At 69.7% G+C, this 17,201-nt stretch carries 14 protein-coding genes and 1 pseudogene; 7 read left to right on the plus strand and 8 right to left on the minus strand.

Annotated features, from left to right (window positions below; all coding sequences use genetic code 11):
• Positions 1-2: 2 nt before the first annotated feature.
• The 4 genes from paaD to paaA all read right to left on the minus strand — a co-directional run bounded on the left by paaD (position 3) and on the right by paaA (position 2,821).
• On the minus strand, positions 3-560 hold the full coding sequence (paaD, locus tag KAK07_RS20860; RefSeq protein WP_210856783.1) for a 1,2-phenylacetyl-CoA epoxidase subunit PaaD: 558 nt from the start codon (positions 558-560) through the stop codon (positions 3-5).
• A gap of 128 nt (positions 561-688) precedes the next feature.
• Positions 689-1,507: a 1,2-phenylacetyl-CoA epoxidase subunit PaaC gene (gene paaC / locus KAK07_RS20865; RefSeq protein ID WP_210856782.1), complete on the minus strand. Its 819-nt coding sequence runs from the start codon at positions 1,505-1,507 to the stop codon at positions 689-691.
• 4 nt (positions 1,508-1,511) lie between these two features.
• Positions 1,512-1,811: a 1,2-phenylacetyl-CoA epoxidase subunit PaaB gene (gene paaB / locus KAK07_RS20870; protein WP_210802010.1), complete on the minus strand. Its 300-nt coding sequence runs from the start codon at positions 1,809-1,811 to the stop codon at positions 1,512-1,514.
• The gene (paaA, locus tag KAK07_RS20875; protein WP_210802012.1) at positions 1,808-2,821 is read right to left on the minus strand and encodes a 1,2-phenylacetyl-CoA epoxidase subunit PaaA; all 1,014 of its coding nucleotides are present in this window, start codon (positions 2,819-2,821) and stop codon (positions 1,808-1,810) included. The genes paaB and paaA overlap by 4 nt, the downstream gene beginning before the upstream one ends.
• Before the next feature lie 337 nt (positions 2,822-3,158).
• Here paaA and hppD point away from each other — a divergent pair, with 337 nt between their 5' ends.
• The 4 genes from hppD to KAK07_RS20895 are packed head-to-tail and all read left to right on the plus strand — an operon-like array spanning position 3,159 to position 5,616.
• Positions 3,159-4,247 (plus strand): 4-hydroxyphenylpyruvate dioxygenase, encoded by a 1,089-nt coding sequence (hppD, locus tag KAK07_RS20880; protein ID WP_210802014.1) that lies wholly within the window; start codon positions 3,159-3,161, stop codon positions 4,245-4,247.
• A 36-nt stretch (positions 4,248-4,283) separates the two neighbouring features.
• The gene (locus tag KAK07_RS20885) at positions 4,284-4,787 is read left to right on the plus strand and encodes a YbaK/EbsC family protein (protein ID WP_210802016.1); all 504 of its coding nucleotides are present in this window, start codon (positions 4,284-4,286) and stop codon (positions 4,785-4,787) included.
• 15 nt (positions 4,788-4,802) lie between these two features.
• Complete coding sequence (locus KAK07_RS20890; protein ID WP_210802018.1) at positions 4,803-5,021, plus strand: DUF1289 domain-containing protein; 219 nt, start codon at positions 4,803-4,805, stop codon at positions 5,019-5,021.
• Positions 5,022-5,031: 10 nt separating this feature from the next.
• Positions 5,032-5,616 (plus strand): 2-hydroxychromene-2-carboxylate isomerase, encoded by a 585-nt coding sequence (locus KAK07_RS20895; protein ID WP_210863040.1) that lies wholly within the window; start codon positions 5,032-5,034, stop codon positions 5,614-5,616.
• A gap of 25 nt (positions 5,617-5,641) precedes the next feature.
• Here the strand turns inward: KAK07_RS20895 and KAK07_RS20900 are convergent, their stop codons facing one another.
• Positions 5,642-6,343 (minus strand): ZIP family metal transporter, encoded by a 702-nt coding sequence (locus tag KAK07_RS20900; RefSeq protein ID WP_210802022.1) that lies wholly within the window; start codon positions 6,341-6,343, stop codon positions 5,642-5,644.
• Between the two features lie 326 nt (positions 6,344-6,669).
• Here KAK07_RS20900 and KAK07_RS20905 point away from each other — a divergent pair, with 326 nt between their 5' ends.
• Positions 6,670-8,454 (plus strand): MFS transporter, encoded by a 1,785-nt coding sequence (locus KAK07_RS20905; protein WP_210856781.1) that lies wholly within the window; start codon positions 6,670-6,672, stop codon positions 8,452-8,454.
• A gap of 154 nt (positions 8,455-8,608) precedes the next feature.
• A complete protein-coding gene (locus KAK07_RS20910) occupies positions 8,609-8,797 on the plus strand; it encodes a hypothetical protein (RefSeq protein WP_210863042.1) in 189 nt (62 codons plus the stop codon).
• A 49-nt stretch (positions 8,798-8,846) separates the two neighbouring features.
• Here the strand turns inward: KAK07_RS20910 and KAK07_RS20915 are convergent, their stop codons facing one another.
• The 3 genes and pseudogenes from KAK07_RS20915 to KAK07_RS20925 form a co-directional block, all read right to left on the minus strand.
• The gene (locus KAK07_RS20915) at positions 8,847-12,872 is read right to left on the minus strand and encodes a beta strand repeat-containing protein (RefSeq protein ID WP_210863044.1); all 4,026 of its coding nucleotides are present in this window, start codon (positions 12,870-12,872) and stop codon (positions 8,847-8,849) included.
• Positions 12,873-13,106: 234 nt separating this feature from the next.
• On the minus strand, positions 13,107-14,369 hold the full coding sequence (locus KAK07_RS20920) for an NAD(P)/FAD-dependent oxidoreductase (protein ID WP_310740757.1): 1,263 nt from the start codon (positions 14,367-14,369) through the stop codon (positions 13,107-13,109).
• Positions 14,312-15,421, minus strand: a pseudogene (locus KAK07_RS20925) (substrate-binding domain-containing protein); the annotation flags it as partial. The gene KAK07_RS20920 and the pseudogene KAK07_RS20925, both read right to left, overlap by 58 nt.
• Here KAK07_RS20925 and KAK07_RS20930 point away from each other — a divergent pair.
• Positions 15,420-17,201, plus strand: a complete 1,782-nt coding sequence (locus tag KAK07_RS20930) for an NADH-ubiquinone oxidoreductase-F iron-sulfur binding region domain-containing protein (protein ID WP_210863047.1) — start codon at positions 15,420-15,422, stop codon at positions 17,199-17,201. The pseudogene KAK07_RS20925 and the gene KAK07_RS20930 sit on opposite strands and share 2 nt — an antisense overlap.

The raw sequence follows: 17,201 nt of genomic DNA on the forward strand, positions 1-17,201 counted from the left end.
GTTCAGATCGGCTTGAAGTGCTCGAAGGGTTCGCGACAGGCCAGGCAGCGGTACAGCGCCTTGCAGGCGGTGGAGCCGAAGGCGGAGAGGCGCTCGGTCTGTGCGCTGTCGCAGCGCGGGCAGGGCACGGCCGGCTCACGCTGGCGGCGCACGATGCGGATCGGCGCGGTGTCGGCCGCCGTGGTGCAGCCCGGCGGCGCGATGCCGTACTCGCGCAGCTTGCGCCGGCCTTCGTCGCTGATCCAGTCGGTGGTCCAGGCGGGGTGGCGGCGGGTGAGTGCGCGCGCCGGGCCCAGCTGCGCGGCGGCCAGCGCATCCAGCACGCTGCGCTCGATCACCTCGGTGGCTGGGCAGCCCGAGTAGGTGGGCGTGAGCACCACCTCCAGCGTGCCGTCCGTGGCCTCCTGAACCGCGCGCACGATGCCCAGTTCGCACACCGAAATCGCGGGAACCTCCGGGTCAGGGACCTGCTGGAGCACGGTCCAGGCTTGCTGGATGCGCTCAGCGGTCTCGGACGCGGACGACGCCGGAGCGCCGGGCCGCCCCAAGCCCGGCGTCATCCCCTCGGGGGCCGAGGCCGGACGATGGCTGTCCGGGGGACAGTCATCGCCTGACGAGGAGCCCGACCGGACGTGAGGGCGCGGTCCGCAGGACCGACCGGTGTACCCGCCGGGCGAGGGGTCAACCGTCACCACGCGCCCCCGGGATAGGCGCGTTGCAGGTGCTGCATCTCGGCCAGGATGAAGCCCAGGTGCTCGCTGTGCACGCCGCGCCGGCCAGTGCTGCGGAACACGCTGTCGGCGGGCGCCTTCAGCTGCGCCTCGGCCAGCAGCTCGGCGATCTCGGCGTCGAAGGCTTCCTTCAGTGACGAGGCGGCCGGGCCCAGGCCGCTGGCGGCGGCGTGGGCGTCGACCTCGTCGTCCTCGAACAGCTCGGGCACGAAACGCCAGAGCTGCTCCACCGCGTTCTGCATGCGGCGCGCCGATTCCGGCGTGCCGTCGCCCAGGCGCACCACCCAGTCGGCCGAGTGCTGCTGGTGGTAGCGCGCTTCCTTCACCGCCTTGGCGGCGATCGCGGCGACTTCCTCATCCGAGGAGTTCATCAGCCGCTCCCAGGCCAGGCGCAGCCAGGTGGCGACCAGTGCGTTGCGCAGCGTGGTGATGGCGAAGTCGCGCTCACCGCGCGGGCTGCCGTCGGCGCTGTGCGGCAACTCGACCAGCGTGGGGTTCAGGTAGTCGCGCTCCTCGCGCAGGAAGGCGAGCTGGTCCTCGTCCAGCGCCTGGCCGCCGGTGTCGGCGGCGCCCAGCCGGCCGGCATGGGTGTAGAGCGCGCGGGCCTGGCCGATCAGGTCCAGCGACAGGTTGGTCAGCGCGATGTCCTCTTCGAGGATGGGCGCGTGGCCGCACCACTCGCCCAGGCGCTGGGCGTGGATCAGGCACAGGTCGGCCAGGCGCAGCAGGTAGCGCACCGCGGGGGCGCGGCTGGGGGTGACGGAAGGGGCAGTCATGGCCTTACATGTGGTCGACACTGGCGGGCAGCTTGTAGAAGGTCGGATGCCGGTAGACCTTGTCCTCCATCGGGTCGAAGAACATGTCCTTGTCGCCCGGGTCGCTGGCGACGATCTGGCTGGACAGCACCACCCACACGCTGGTGCCTTCCTGGCGCCGGGTGTAGACGTCGCGCGCCATCTGGATGGCCATGGCCGCATCGGCTGCGTGCAGGCTGCCGCAGTGCTTGTGGTCCAGGCCCGCCTTGCTGCGGACGAACACCTCCCACAGAGGCCATTCCTTCGATGTGTTGTCGGCGCTCATGCGGCCTCCTGCTTGGTTGCTTGCTTGCGGGCGTGGGCGAGGGCGGCTTCGCGCACCCAGGCCCCGTCGTTCCAGGCCTTCACGCGCATGCCCAGGCGCTCGCGGTTGCAGGGGCCGTCGCCGCCCACCACGCGCCAGAACTCGTCCCAGTCGATGGTGCCGAAGTCCCAGTGGCCGCGTTGTTCGTTCCACTTCAGTTCGGGGTCGGGCAGCGTCACGCCCAGCACCTCGGCCTGCTGCACGGTGGCGTCGACGAACTTCTGGCGCAGGTCGTCGTTGCTGATGCGCTTGATGCCCCAGCGCATGCTCTGCACGCTGTGCACGCTCTCGGCGTCGGGCGGACCGAACATCATCAGGCAGGGCCACCACCAGCGGTTCACCGCGTCCTGCACCATCGCCTTCTGCTCGGGCGTGCCCTGCTGCATCATCACCAGCAGCGCGTCATAGCCCTGGCGCTGGTGGAAGCTCTCCTCGCGGCAGATGCGCACCATCGCCCGCGCATAGGGCGCGTAGGAGCAGCGGCACAGCGGCACCTGGTTCATGATCGCCGCGCCGTCGACCAGCCAGCCGATCACGCCCACGTCGGCCCAGGTCAGCGTCGGGTAGTTGAAGATCGAGCTGTACTTGGCCTTGCCGCTGTGCAGCGCGCCCAGCAGCTGGTCGCGGCTGGTGCCCAGGGTCTCGGCCGCGGCGTACAGGTACAGGCCGTGGCCGCCCTCGTCCTGGATCTTGGCCAGCAGGATGGCCTTGCGCTTGAGCGTCGGCGCGCGGGTCACCCAGTTGCCCTCGGGCAGCATGCCGACGATCTCGCTGTGCGCGTGCTGGCTGATCTGGCGGGTGAGCGTCTTGCGGTAGTGCTCGGGCATCCAGTCCTTGGCTTCGATGAAGCCGCCGTCGTCGATGCGGGCCTCGAAGCGCTGTTCCAGGTGCATCTCCTCGGCCGAGCGCACGGGCTTGCCGGCGGCGCTTTCGCCGTCCTTGCCCATGGTGTCCATGGCTTGGGTGTACATGCGGGGGATCTCCGGTGAGGGCCGGATCGAGTTATTCGACCGACCGGTCGGTCAATGTAATTTCCGGCGTGGCTTGACGCAAGTCAGAACCCTCCGGGAATACCCTTGATTGGGGTTAAGCAGTTTCGCCACTGGCGCCTGCGGGGCCCGACGGCTACGATGCGCCCCCATGACGACCTCCGTCTTCCAGGGTGTGATCGGCGATCACCTCGCACGCAGCGTGCGGGGCGTGCCCTGCTCGCCGCCTGGAACCTGCGAAACGCGCTGATTGCCCCCGGCCTGGCCGCCTGCCGCGCCCGGAGCCTGTGTTCATCGTTTCTTTCTGCAGGAGCCGCACATGGCTGATCTGTTTGACAACCCCATGGGCCTGATGGGGTTCGAGTTCGTCGAGTTCGCATCCCCCACCCCGAATGTCCTGGAGCCGCTGTTCGAGGCGATGGGCTTCTCGCTCGTCGCCCGGCACCGCTCGAAGGACGTGCTGCTGTACCGCCAGGGCGGCATCAACTTCATCGTCAACCGCGAGCCCCGGAGCCAGGCGGCCTACTTCGCCGCCGAGCACGGCCCGTCAGCCTGCGGCCTGGCCTTCCGCGTCAAGGACGCGCACAAGGCCTATGCGCTGGCGCTGGAGCGCGGTGCGCAGCCGATCGAGATTCCCACCGGCCCGATGGAGCTGCGCCTGCCGGCGGTCAAGGGCATCGGCGGTGCGCCGCTGTACCTGATCGACCGCTTCGAAGACGGCAAGAGCATCTACGACATCGACTTCGAATTCCTGCCCGCCTTCGCCGACCCGGCGAACCGCCACCCCGAAGGCCACGGCTTCAAGGTGGTCGACCACCTGACGCACAACGTCTACCGCGGCCGCATGGCCCACTGGGGCGCGTTCTACGAGAAGTTGTTCGGCTTTCGCGAGATCCGCTACTTCGACATCCAGGGCGAGTACACCGGCCTGACCAGCCGCGCGATGACCGCGCCCGATGGCCTGATCCGCATCCCGCTCAACGAGGAAGCCAAGCAGGGCGGCGGCCAGATCGAGGAGTTCCTGATGCAGTTCAACGGCGAGGGCATCCAGCACGTGGCGCTGCTGTGCGACGACCTGATCGCCGCCGTCGACAAGCTGCAGCTGGCCGGCATCCCGCTGATGACCGCGCCCAACAACGTCTACTACGAGATGCTCGAGGAGCGCTTGCCCGGCCACGGCGAGCCGGTGCCCGAGCTCAAGACCCGCGGCATCCTGGTCGACGGCTCCACCGCTGGCGGCGACAAGCGCCTGCTGCTGCAGATCTTCAGCCAGCCGCTGCTGGGCCCGGTGTTCTTCGAGTTCATCCAGCGCAAGAACGACGAGGGCTTTGGCGAAGGCAACTTCAAGGCCCTGTTCGAGAGCCTGGAGCGCGACCAGCTGCGCCGCGGCGCCATCGCCACCGCCTGAAACAGGGGTGTGGCGAACTTGGCGACAATCGCCGCCATGGCCGACGACACCTCCCTGCAAGACGCCCCGCACCAGGCCTTTGCCGCCGTCACCCGGTTGCTGGCCGAGCGCGGGCACCCGCATGCCCCGCAGTGGCTGAGCGTGCCCGCGCGTACCGCCCAGGAGGCGGCCGACGCGCTGGGCGTGACGGTCGGGCAGATCGCCAAGAGCGTGATCTTCCGGCGCAAGTCCGATGAGGCCGCGGTGCTGGTCATCACCTCCGGTGACCGGCGCGTCGACGAGAAGAAGGTGGCGGCGCTGGTCGGGGCCATCGGCCGTGCCGACGCCGATTTCGTCAAGGCCCGCACCGGCTACTCGATCGGCGGTGTCTCCCCGATCGGCCACGCCACCGAGCCGGTGACGCTGATCGACGCCGACCTGGCCCGCTTCGACGAGATCTGGGCCGCAGCCGGACACCCCAATGGCGTCTTCCGCCTGAGCTTCGCCGACCTGGCGCGCCTGACCGCGGCGCCGGTGGCCGATGTCGTGCAGGCCCGCTGACCCAGGAGACCCTCCATGACCGACCCCGTGGCCCCGCAGACCTCGCACAGCCCGGCCGGCGGCGTGCCTTCGCCGTGCATCAGCATCTGCCGCACCGACCCCGACACCGGCTGGTGCCAGGGCTGCCACCGCACGCTGCAGGAGATCGCGGCGTGGTCGACGATGACCGACGAGCAGCGCATGGACGTCTGGATGCTGCTGCCCGGCCGCCGCGCCCGCGTGCACAACGAATGAGCGCCCGCGCGTGAAGTCGCTGGTCTTCCACTACGACGTGGTCTCGCCCTACGCCTGGCTGGCCTTCGAGCGGCTGCCCCAGGCGATGGAAGGCATCAGCCATGCGGTGGCCTACCGCCCGGTGCTGTTCGCCGGCCTGCTGAAGGCCCATGGGCACAAGGGCCCGGCCGAGATCCCGGGCAAGCGCGAATGGACCTACCGCCAGGTCGACTGGCTGGCGCGCCAGCTGGGCGTGCCGCTGCAACTGCCGCAGCCCCATCCGTTCAACCCGCTGGCGCTGCTGCGCCTGGGCCTGGCGTGCGTGCCGGCCGGCCAGATGCCGGGGCGGCGCATCGTCGAGGCCTTGTTCCGCCATGCCTGGTGTGCCGACGGCGCCGATCCGAACGACCCGCATCGCCTGCAGGCGCTGCAGGCCGACCTTGAGCCGCTGCGCGACCCGCAAGGCGACGAGGTCAAGGCCGAGCTGCGCGCACTGACCGACCAGGCGGTGGCCAGCGGCCTGTTCGGCGTGCCGACGGTGGAGGTCGACGGGCGTTTCTACTGGGGTGTCGACGCTTTGCCGATGCTGCGCGAGGACCTACTGGCCGATCTGTGAGTGGCGACGTGCCGCCGCGCCGCGCTCAGTGCCCCATCAGCTGGATGCCCCAGAAGGTGAGGAAGCCGCCGAACAGCACCAGCGTGGCGATCGGCTTTTCCTCCACCTCATGGGCCTCCATCAGCAGCTCCTCGGTCACCAGGTAGAGCAGCGCCGCGGCGCTGAATGACAAGGTGCCCGCCAGCAGGGCCGGCGAGGCCCCGGCCAGCAGCGCGCTGCCCAGCACCGCACAGCCCATCACGGTGAGCCCCAGGGCCGCCGTCACGGCCACGATGCGCCACCCGGCGATGCGCTCCGAGGTGACCGCCAGCCCCAGGAACAGCAGCTCCACCGACAGCCCCAGCGCCAGCACGGTGCCGGTCTCGCCGCCGGCAGCGAAGCCTGCGCCGATGATGAAGCCGTCGGTGGCCACATCGACAAAGGTCGCCACCAGCAGGCCCACGGCCGCGCCCTGGGCGGCCTGCTCCAGCCGCTCGGTCCACAGGTTGAGCGCATACATGAACAGGCTGCCGGCGGCAAACGCGCCCAGCACCACCGCCTTGGTGGCGTGCTCCTTGCCGATGTCGGGCAGCAGCTCCACCGCCAGCGCCGCCAGGATCACCCCCGCCGCGAAATGCTGGATCAGGCTGCGCAGCTGATGCGACGGACGCCAGAGCGCGGCCAGCGCGCCGCCGGCCACCGCCACGCCCGCAGGGATGGCCATGATGAGGGTGGCGTGGGTGTTCATGTCGGGCGGCTCGTCGATGCGGGAGCGGGCGATTCTGCGCGCCGCAGCTGTCGCCCGTCTGAGGCCGACGATGGCCGCGCTCGCCGGCCATTGACCCAGCCTGCAGCGCACGTGATCGCCCCGGTTGAACCTGACTGCGATCGTCGGGATTTTCCCGTACACCCGGTCACCATCTCACCGTGCGAAACGGCGCGTCCGGGTTGCTCCTGACTTTGTCAGGTTTCGTTCAGCCTCGCGTCAGATCGCGGTCAGCGACCCTGAACACAGTCGCCTTCCACGGGCCACGGTCAGTGTGGTGGTCCGCCCGCATCAACAGGAGACAACATATGGCAACGGCGTCCAATGCGCCCATGACCGCCGAGGAGAAGAAGGTCATCTTCGGCTCGTCGTTGGGTACGGTGTTCGAGTGGTACGACTTCTACCTCTACGGCTCGCTCGCGGCGATCATCGCGAAGCAGTTCTTCGCGGGTCTGGACCCGACCTCGGCCTTCATCTTCGCGCTGCTGGCCTTCGCCGCGGGCTTCATCGTGCGCCCCTTCGGTGCGCTGGTGTTCGGCCGCCTGGGCGACATGATCGGTCGCAAGTACACCTTCCTGGTGACCATCCTGATCATGGGCCTGTCGACCTTCATCGTCGGCATCCTGCCCAACTACGCCTCGATCGGCGTCGCCGCCCCGGTGATCCTGATCGTGCTGCGCCTGCTGCAGGGCCTGGCCCTGGGCGGTGAGTACGGTGGCGCCGCCACCTATGTGGCCGAGCACTCGCCGCACGGCAAGCGCGGCGCCTACACCGCCTGGATCCAGACCACCGCGACCCTGGGCCTGTTCCTGTCGCTGATGGTGATCCTGGGCACCCGCACCTTCACCGGTGAGGAAGCCTTCGCCCAGTGGGGCTGGCGCGTGCCGTTCATCGTCTCGATCGTGCTGCTGGGCATCTCGGTGTGGATCCGCCTGAGCATGAACGAGTCGCCCGCCTTCAAGAAGATGAAGGAAGAGGGCAAGACCTCCAAGGCGCCGCTGACCGAGTCCTTCGGCCAGTGGAAGAACCTGAAGATCGTGATCCTGGCGCTGATCGGCCTGACCGCCGGCCAGGCCGTGGTCTGGTACACGGGCCAGTTCTACGCCCTGTTCTTCCTGACCCAGGCCCTGAAGGTTGACGGCGCCACCGCCAACATCCTGGTGGCCGCGTCGCTGATCATCGGCACGCCCTTCTTCGTGGTCTTCGGCACGCTGTCGGACAAGATCGGCCGCAAGCCGATCATCATGGCCGGCTGCCTGATCGCCGCGCTGACCTACTTCCCGCTGTTCAAGGCGCTGACCGAGGCCGCCAACCCCGACCTCGCCAAGGCCCAGGCCGCGAACAAGGTGGTGGTGGAAGCCGATCCGGCCGAGTGCTCGTTCCAGTTCAACCCGACCGGCACCGTCAAGTTCACCAGCTCCTGCGACATCGCCAAGCAGCAGCTGGCCGCGGGTTCGGTGAGCTACGAGAACGTGGCCGCGCCGGCTGGCACGACCGCCGTGATCAAGGTGGGCGACACCGTGGTCAGCAGCTACAACGCCGCCAAGGTCAGCGACGAGGACATCGCCGCCGCCAAGGCTGCCGCCACCAAGAAGCTGGAGGACCTGAAGGCCGCCGGCGGCAAGGAAGAGGACATCAAGAAGGCCACCGAGGCCGTCGCCGGCTTCGAGAAGGACGCCAAGGCGGCCACAGTCAAGGCCAAGGACGCCGCGATGAAGGCCGGCCTGTCGGCCGCGCTGAAGGCCGCCGGCTACCCGACCAAGGCCGACCCGGCCAAGCTCGACAAGGTGAAGATCGTCGGCATCCTGACCATCCTGGTGATCTACGTCACCATGGTCTACGGCCCGATCGCCGCGATGCTGGTCGAGATGTTCCCCACCCGCATCCGCTACACCTCGATGAGCCTGCCGTACCACATCGGCAACGGCTGGTTCGGCGGCCTGCTGCCCACCACCGCCTTCGCGATCGTGGCGCAGACCGGCAACATGTACAACGGCCTGTGGTACCCGATCATCATCGCCACGATGACCTTCGTCATCGGCATGCTGTTCGTCAAGGAGACCAAGGACGTCGACATCTACGCGGGCGACTGAGCCCCGTGACCGGGCCGGGCTGCGTGGCAGTCCGGGCCCCGGCGCCCCAAGGCCCGCCGCCCGGCGGGCCTTGTCCTTTCAGTGAAGGGGTCGCGTCAGTCGCGGCCCCCACAATGCCTTCATTCCCCCTTGTTCCCTCAGGAGACTCAACACCATGTGGAAGATCGCCCTCGGCTTCATCGTCTTTGCCGGCCTGGCCATGTTCATCATCATGAAGGGCGGCGACAAGCTCGACATGAGCGGCGAGAAGCACGGCTCCGAGGCCGTGCATGCGCCCGAGGCCGCCAGTGCGCCGGCCAGCACGCCCGCGCCGGTGGCTGCTTCGGCGGCGTCCGCCAGCTGACAAAGGCGCCTGACCCCATGTCGGGTCAGGCTGCGGCGTCGGGCGGCGGTCAGCCGCCGGCGAAGCCGACGTCGGTCAGGCGAATATCCGATTGGGTCCCAATGCACAGCACCGTCAGTTCCCCGGCGCTGACGGTGGCGTTATGGCCGCTGGAGGTGAACAGGTAAGCGGCCCATCCAGTGGACCCATGCGCCAGGAAGACCGCTGTCTGGCCAACCGCGTAGTCATCGCTGGCGGCGCCGATCGCCGCCGCGACATTGGCATTCGTGAGGCCGCCCAGGATCCGGGGATTGACCAGGACCAGTTCCGCTGATGCGGCAAAGCTGCGGGGCGCATCGATCGCCACGGCGCCGTCGACCACGTTGTCGCCATTGCCGATCGACCAGCCTGACTGGATCAGCTGCAGGTGGTCATGGCCCGAGCTGAACTGGTCCAGCACATCGGCCGCCACGAGGCTGTCGATCTGCAGCGTGTCGTCGCCACCGCCGCTATAGAGGGTGTCCACGCCGGCGCTGCCGTGGATCGTGTCATCGTGCTCTGATCCCCATACGATGTCGATGTTGACCAGGGTGTCCGTGCCCTGGCCGATGACCGTCCCCAGGCTCAGGTCAATGAACACGCCCTGGGTCGCGTCCGTGTAGCCGACGCGGTCGAAACCGGTGCCGCCGTCAATGCGGTGGCCCTTGCCGTCACTTAACACGGTGGTGTTCAACTCATTGCAGGTCAGATCCAGGGCGCTGCCGCCCAGGTGGACGTCCTCGATCTCCTGTCCGCTGCCCATCACCCACGAGCCCGCGACCACCGTCACGATGTCCCAGCCGATGTCGCCGATGGCTTCGATCACCACATCGCCGGCATCGTCGACGACATAGAAGTCCATCCCCCCGCCTCCGCGCAGCGTGTCTGCGCCCAGGCCACCGTCCAGGGTTTCGGTCTGGCTCGAACCGGTGATCCGGTTGTTCATGTCGTTGCCGATGAGGGACGCGTGCGAGCCCTCCAGGTACTCGACGTTGTCGCTCAGCTGGTAGGTGCCTGTGCCGGTGTAGATGACCGTGTCGTTGCCGCTCCGATTGGCCTCAACGACCACGTCCCCATCGATATTGGCCAGGTAGGTGTCGTTGCCGGTGCCGCCCACCAGGCGGTCGACGCCGTCGCCGCCGTCGAGGCGGTCGTCGCCTTCGCCGCCGTCCAGGGTGTCAGCGCCGTAACTGCCGCCGAGGCTGTCCGCACCCGCGCCGCCCTCCAGGCTGTCCGAGCCGAAACCGCCACCCAGATCGTCAGCGCCGACGCCGCCCCACAGCAGGTCATCGCCATCGCCACCGTCCATGGTGTCATTGCCATCGTTGCCGCGCAGCGTGTCGTTCCGGTACGAGCCGTACACCTTCTCGATGCTGACCAAGGTGTCGTTGCCCTGACCCGTGGCGGTGCCCAGCGCCAGGTCGACCACGACCCCGCTATCCACACTGCCGCACCAGAGCGTGTCGATCCCTCCCCCGCCATCGATGCGGTTGTTGCCGGCACCGTTCTCCACGACGTTGGCCCCCGCATTGCAGGTCAGGTCGGCGGCCGCGCTGCGCAGCTGGACCCGTTCGATGGACAGGTCAGCACCCATCACGAAGCTGCCGGCCAACAGGATCAGCATGTCGGTGCCATGGTTGGCGGTCTCGATCACCACATCGCCGGCGTTGTCGACGTAGTACAGGTCGCTGCCGTCACCACCGATCATCGTGTCAGCGCCCGCGCCGCCGTTGAGGGTGTCACCGTTGATGCTGCCCGTGATCTGGTTGTTCAAGGCATTGCCGTAGAGCTCGCCATGGCCTTGCAGGTTCTCGACGTAGGCACCGAGCGAGTAGCTCCACAGGCTGCTGATCACGGTGTCCACGCCGTTGCCGCTGGTTTCGGCGACGATGTCGCCGGCGACATCGACCAGGTAGGTGTCGTTGCCGGCGCCGCCCACCATGATGTCGGCCTCCACACCGCCGTCGAGCCGGTCGTCGCCGTCGCCGCCTTGCAAGGAGTCGACACCGATGCCGCCGTTCAGGCTGTCGGCGCCGCCACTGCCCCACAAGGAATCGTTGCCGAGGCCCCCGGTCAGGGTGTTGGCCGCCAGGTTGCCTGTCAACAGGTTGGCCACGGCATTGCCGGTGAGCGAGATCGCCGCGCTGCCGATCAGCAGGCCCCTCTCAATGCCCAGGCCCAGCGTCCACGACACCGAGCTCTCGATCGTGTCGATGCCGCCCGCGGTGTCCTCGCCGGCCACGATGTCGGTGCTGCGATCCACCACGTAGGTGTCGTTGCCAGCCCCACCGTACAGGTAGTCGGTACCAGCGCCGCCGTCCAGGCGATTGGCGCCACTGTTGCCCCTGAGCGAATTGGCCGAGGCGTTGCCGGTGCCATTCACACTGGCGCTGCCGGTCAGGACCAGGTCCTCCACGTTCTGACCCATCGTGAAGCTGGCACTGGCCAGGACCAGGTCATGACCCCCCTGGTTGGCCAACTCGACCACGACGTCGCCGCTGTTGTCGACGATGAACGTATCCTCACCCACGCCGCCAGTGAGGGTGTCCGCACCCGCACCGCCATCCAGAGTGTTGTCGCCCGCGTTGCCCAAGATGGCGTTGTTGAGGCTGTTGCCGATGCCAGTGCTCGCGCCGGTCCCCTGTCTGAGCGTCAAGCCTTCCAGGTTGGCACCCAGCGTGTAGCTGAGGTCGCTCGTGACCGTGTCGAAGCCGGCGTTGGCGGCCTCGACGATGATGGTCCCGCTGGCCGTCCCCAGAACGTACTGGTCGTTGCCGGCGCCTCCGGTCAAGGTGTCGGTGCCGCCCAGGGCGCCGACACTCAGGACGTTCGCGGCCGCGTTGCCGGTGATGGCGTTGGACAGCACGTTCCCTGTGCCGTTGATGGCTGCGCTGCCGGCGAGGATCAGGTTCTCGACGTTGGCACCCAGCGTCTGGGTGACCAGGCTGGTGACGGTGTCGGTGCCCTCGTTCAGCGCCTCGATCACGATGTCGCCGCTGACATCCACCAGGTAGCTGTCATTGCCCTTGCCGCCGACCAACGTGTCCACACCCGCCTTGCCATCCAGGACGTTGGCCAGGTCGTTGCCGGTGATGCGGTTGGCGCCTGCGTCGCCGGTGCCGCGCAGCGCGGCGCCGGTCAGCTGCAGGTTCTCGATGTTGGGCCGGCTCAGCGTCCAATCGGTCGTGACCACCAGCGTGTCGATGCCGGCGTTGGCCGCTTCAGTGACCACATCGCTGGCGTCGACGATGTAGGTGTCGTTGCCCAGGCCGCCGCTCATCGTGTCGGCGCCCAGGCCGCCGTTGAGCACATTGCCCAGGCCGTCGCCGGTCAGCACATCGGCCTGGCGGGTGCCGGTGATGTTCTCGATGCCGACCAGCGTGTCGCGTCCGTGGCCGGTGGCCACGCCGGTGGCCAGGTTGACGTTGACCGCGGTGGTCACGCCGTCGTAGCTGACGGTGTCGATGCCCAGGTTGCCATCGAGCCGGTTGTCACCCGCGTTGCCCGTCAGCGTGTCGCTGCCGTAGCCGCCCCGAAGGTGTTCGATGTTCACCAGCGAGGCGTAGTACTGGCTGCCCGGCAGGCCCATGCGCTGGGTCAGCAGGCTGGCTGCCATCCCGGTGGAGGTCACGATCTCGGCGGTGTCGCTGCCGTCACCGCCGTCGCAGACCATGCCGCCCAGCAGCATCGACGGTCGCATCACGTCGTTGCCGGCGAAGCCCATCTGGCGCAGGCCGCCGCTGATGGTGTCGTTGCCCGACAGCAGGTAGCTGTACAGACCGGCGCCGGCCACCACCTTGGTCTGCACGGCGGCGGCGTCGGCGGCCAGGCCCGAGATGGTGAAGCCTTTGGTCGGGTCGGCCTTGTTCCACAGGCTGATCTCGTTCACCACGCCCTTGACGTGCGTGGCGTCCGGGTAGGTGAAGCTGCCTTGGAAGTACTGAGCCTTCCCGCTGTCTTCCATCTGGAACCACGTCGACGTGCCGGCGGCCTGGAAGACCGTCCAGGTGGCCTGGACCAGGGGATTGAAGTTGCTTTCGGCGGTCAGCGTGGCCATGGGTCTGCTCTGGTGTCAGGCGGGTGGGGATGTCCCGTCATGACGAGCACCAGGCACCGGGCTGAGCGCGCAGGCAGGGTGAACCACGGCACTGCGCGCGCGGCGCAGGCATCGCCTCCTCCCGGTCAGGCGCACAGGTGGGCGGCGACGCGCGTCCTGCGGTTTTGTTAACGAATTGTAAGTGCCGCCGGTGGGGTCGGCCAGGGGGCCCGCGGCAGAGGTTTCCCGAGGGGGTCAGGGGCGCAGGTGGGCGAGCACCTCGTCGGCGATCGCCAACGCCGCCGTCAGCCCCGGCGATTCAATGCCGAACAGGTTGACCAGGCCCGGCACGCCATGCACCGCCGGGCCATCGATGCGGAAGTCGGCGGCCGGCTCGCCCGGGCCGCTGATCTTGGGCCGCACGCCGGCATAGCCGGGCTGCAGCGCGCCCTCGGGCAGGCCAGGCCAGTAGTGGCGCACCGCGTCGGCGAAGCCGGCGCCGTCGGCCGGCTCGACGACATAGTCCACCGCGTCCACCCAGCGAAAGCTCGGCCCGAAGCGGGCCTGGCCGCCCAGGTCCAATGTCAGGTGCACGCCCAGGTGGCTGCTCTCGCCGGGCACCGGGTAGACCAGGTGGCGAAACGGCGCGCGGCCGCTGAGGGTGAAGTAGGCGCCCTGGGCGTAGTACGGACGCGGCACATGGGCCGGGGCCAGGCCGTCGATCGCGGCGGCCACGGCGCAGGCGTTCAGGCCGGCTGCGTTGACCACCTGGCGCGCATGCAGCGTGGTGGCGGTGTCGCCACCCACCTGCAGCGCCAGGCCGTCGTCCAGCACGCGGGCGCGCTGCAGCGGCGAGCACAGCGCCAGCATCGCGCCGTGCGCCTCGGCCTCGCCCAGCAGCGCCAGCATCAGGCCGTGGCTGTCGACGATGCCGGTGGAGGGCGACAGCAGCGCCGCCTCGCAGCGCAGCGCGGGCTCCAGCGCCTGCGCCTCCTCGCGGCTGAGCCAGCGCAGGTCGTCCACGCCGTTGCCGGCGGCATGCTGCTGCAGGCGCTGCAGCGCGGGCAGCTCATCGGCGTCCGTGGCCACCACCAGCTTGCCGCAGCGCTGGTGCGCCACGCCGCGCTCGGCACAGAAGTCATAGAGCAACTGCTTGCCGCGCACGCACAAGCGCGCACGCAGCGAGCCGGCGGGGTAATACAGGCCGGCGTGGATGACCTCGGAGTTGCGCGCGCTGGTGGCGGTGCCGAAGGCGTTCTCGCTCTCCAGCACGATCACCTCGCGGCCGGCGCGGGCCAGCGCGCGGGCGCAGGCCAGGCCCACCACGCCGGCGCCGATGACGACGGTGTCGACGCTGTCCATCAGGCCTCGGGGTAGGCCTCGCGCAGCGGCCAGACGCGGCCGGTGTCGGCGGCGTGGTAGCCAGGCAGGGCGTCCACCGCGGCGTGGAAAGCCGGGTCGCGCAGCGTGTCCACCAAGCGCTGCATGGCCGGCGTGGCCAGCGTGCTGGCGCGGCACAGCAGGAAGTAGCGCTCGCTGGCCAGCGGGATGAAGTCGAGCTTGAACTGCCGCGCCGGCGGTTCCAGGCCGAAGCCGGCGTCGGCCATGCCGCTGGCCACGTAGGCGGCCACCGCGGCATGTGTGTACTCGCCGCGTTCGAAGCCGGCGATGGCCTCCGGCGCCAGGCCTTCGGCGCGCAGCAGGCCTTCCAGCAGGAAGCGCGTGCCCGAGCCGGCCTCGCGGTTGATGAAGTGCACATCGGGCCGCGCCAGATCACGCAGTTCGTAGAGCTTCTTGGGGTTGCCGGCCGGCACCATCAGGCCCTGGCGGCGCACGGCGATGTCCAGCACGCTGAGGTCGTCGCCGTCCAGCCAGCGTGCGTAATGCGCCAGCGCCGCGGCCTGCAGCGGACCCTGCGGGATGTGCAGGCTGGCGGCGTCGCAGTCGCCGTCGTGCAGCGCGGCCAGTGCAGCGGTGGTGCTGCCGTAGCGGCGCTCCACCACCAGGCCCTGGCGGCCCAGCTGCTCGAACAGCGCCTCGATCGCGAAGCCGTGGCTGGCGTGCACCCGCAGCACCGGCGGCACCTGCTCGACCACGCGGCCGATCTCGGCGGCCAGCTCCGAAGCCAGCGAATCCAGCACCGGCCCCAGCCGGGCAGTGATGCGGTGGTCGGCCCAGACCAGCTTTTCGCCCAGCGCGCTGAGGGTGGAGCCCTTGCCGCGCTCCATGTGCAGCAGCGTGCTGCCGAACAGCGCCTCGCCCTGGCGCACCAGGTCCCAGGCGTGGCGGTAGGACATGCCCAGCTGCTGGCAGGCCGACAGCAGACTGCCCTGCGCCTGCACCTGCACCAGCAGCTCGACCAGGCGCACCGGCAGCGCCGGGCCGTCGGGGTCCTGGACGGTCCAGGTGGGGCGGATCGTGATGCGTTTCATGGCGATGGGGCAGGGTAAACGATTTATGCACTGGCCAGCACATGCTGCCCGCCGTGCGCCGCATATTGAGCCGCAGCGGCGCGCTGCGTACAGTGCGCCGAGCACCCGCGGATCCCCCGCGCGACAAGGCGCCGCCATGAGCCCAGCACATCCTCCGGAGACCACGGTCAGCGTTGACGACCTGCGCCAGCGCCTGAAGCGCAAGAGCCGCCTGAAGGGCCGCCAGCCGGGCGACGCCGCCCGCGCCGCGGTGCGCGCGCTGATCGGCCCCGGCCCGCACGCCCGCGACACGCTGATCGAGCAGTTGCACCGCCTGCAGGACACCCACGGCGCGCTGTTCGAGGGCCACCTGGTGGCGCTGGCCGCCGAGATGGGTCTGGCCATCGCCGAGGTGGCCGAGGTCGCGAGCTTCTACCACCACTTCGACATCCGCGCCGACGACGACACCCCGCCCGCGATGACGCTGCGCGTGTGCGACAGCCAGAGCTGCGCCATGGCTGGCGCCGCGCCGCTGATGGCCGCGCTGGCCGCCGCGGTGGGCCCCGAGGTGCGGGTGATCCCCGCGCCCTGCGTGGGCCGCTGCGAGCAGGCGCCGGTGGCGGTGCTGGGCCAGCGCGCGCTGCCGCAGGCCACGCTGGCCAGCGTGCAGGACGCCATCGCGGCAGGCGACACCCGCCACGCGCTGTCGGCGGGCGACGGCGCCTTCGACCCCGCCGCCCATGGCCCGCACGAGGTCACCGGCCCCGCCTCTGACATCGCTCCCGCGCATGTCGGCTACGCCGCCTACCGCGCGGCCGGCGGCTACGCGCTGGCGGCCGAGGTGGTGAATGGCGAGCGCGACGCCGAGGCGGTGCTCACGGCGCTGTCCGACGCCGGTCTGCGCGGCCTGGGCGGCGCCGGTTTCCCGGCCGGCCGCAAGTGGCGCATCGTACGCGGCTTCCCCGGACCGCGGCTGATGGCGGTGAACATCGACGAGGGCGAGCCCGGCACCTTCAAGGACCGCACGTATCTGGAGCGCGACCCGCACCGCTTCCTGGAAGGTGTGCTGGTGGCCGCCCAGGTGGTGGGCTGCGAGGCCGCCTACCTGTACCTGCGCGACGAGTACCACGGCGCCCGCGCGGTGCTGGAGCACGCACTGGCCGAGCTGCAGGCCGACCCGCCCTGCGCGCTGCCGCGCCTGGTGCTGCGCCGCGGTGCCGGCGCCTACATCTGCGGCGAAGAGTCGGCGATGATCGAAAGCCTGGAGGGCAAGCGCGGCGAGCCGCGGCTGCGCCCGCCCTACATCGCCGAGGTGGGCCTGTTCGGCCGGCCGACGCTGGAGCACAACTTCGAGACCCTGTACTGGGTGCGCGACATTGTGCAGCGCGGCGCCGCCTGGTTCAGCGGCCACGGCCGGCATGGCCGCACGGGGCTGCGCTCGTACTCGGTCAGCGGTCGCGTGAAGCGCCCGGGTGTCAAGCTGGCGCCGGCTGGCACCACGCTGCGCGAGCTGATCGACGAGTTCTGCGGCGGCATGCTGGACGGCCACACGCTCTACGGCTACCTGCCCGGCGGCGCCTCGGGCGGCCTGCTGCCGGCCTCGCTGGCCGATGTGCCGCTGGATTTCGACACGCTGCAGCCGCACGGCTGCTTCATTGGCTCGGCGGCGGTGGTGGTGCTGTCGCAGCACGACACCGCGCGCGAGGCGGCGCTCAACGCGATGCGCTTCTTCGCCGAGGAGAGCTGCGGCCAGTGCACGCCCTGCCGCGTGGGCACCGAGAAGGCCGCCGCGCTGATGGCCCGCGCCGACTGGGACCACGCCACGCTGGAGGACCTGGCCACGGTGATGGCCGATGCCTCGATCTGCGGCCTGGGCCAGGCGGCCCCCAACCCGATCCGCTGCGTGCAGCGGCATTTCCCGCAGGAGGTGGGCCTGTGA

Source organism: Ideonella alba, assembly GCF_018069875.1.
GTDB classification, from domain to species: Bacteria; Pseudomonadota; Gammaproteobacteria; order Burkholderiales; family Burkholderiaceae_C; genus Ideonella; species Ideonella alba.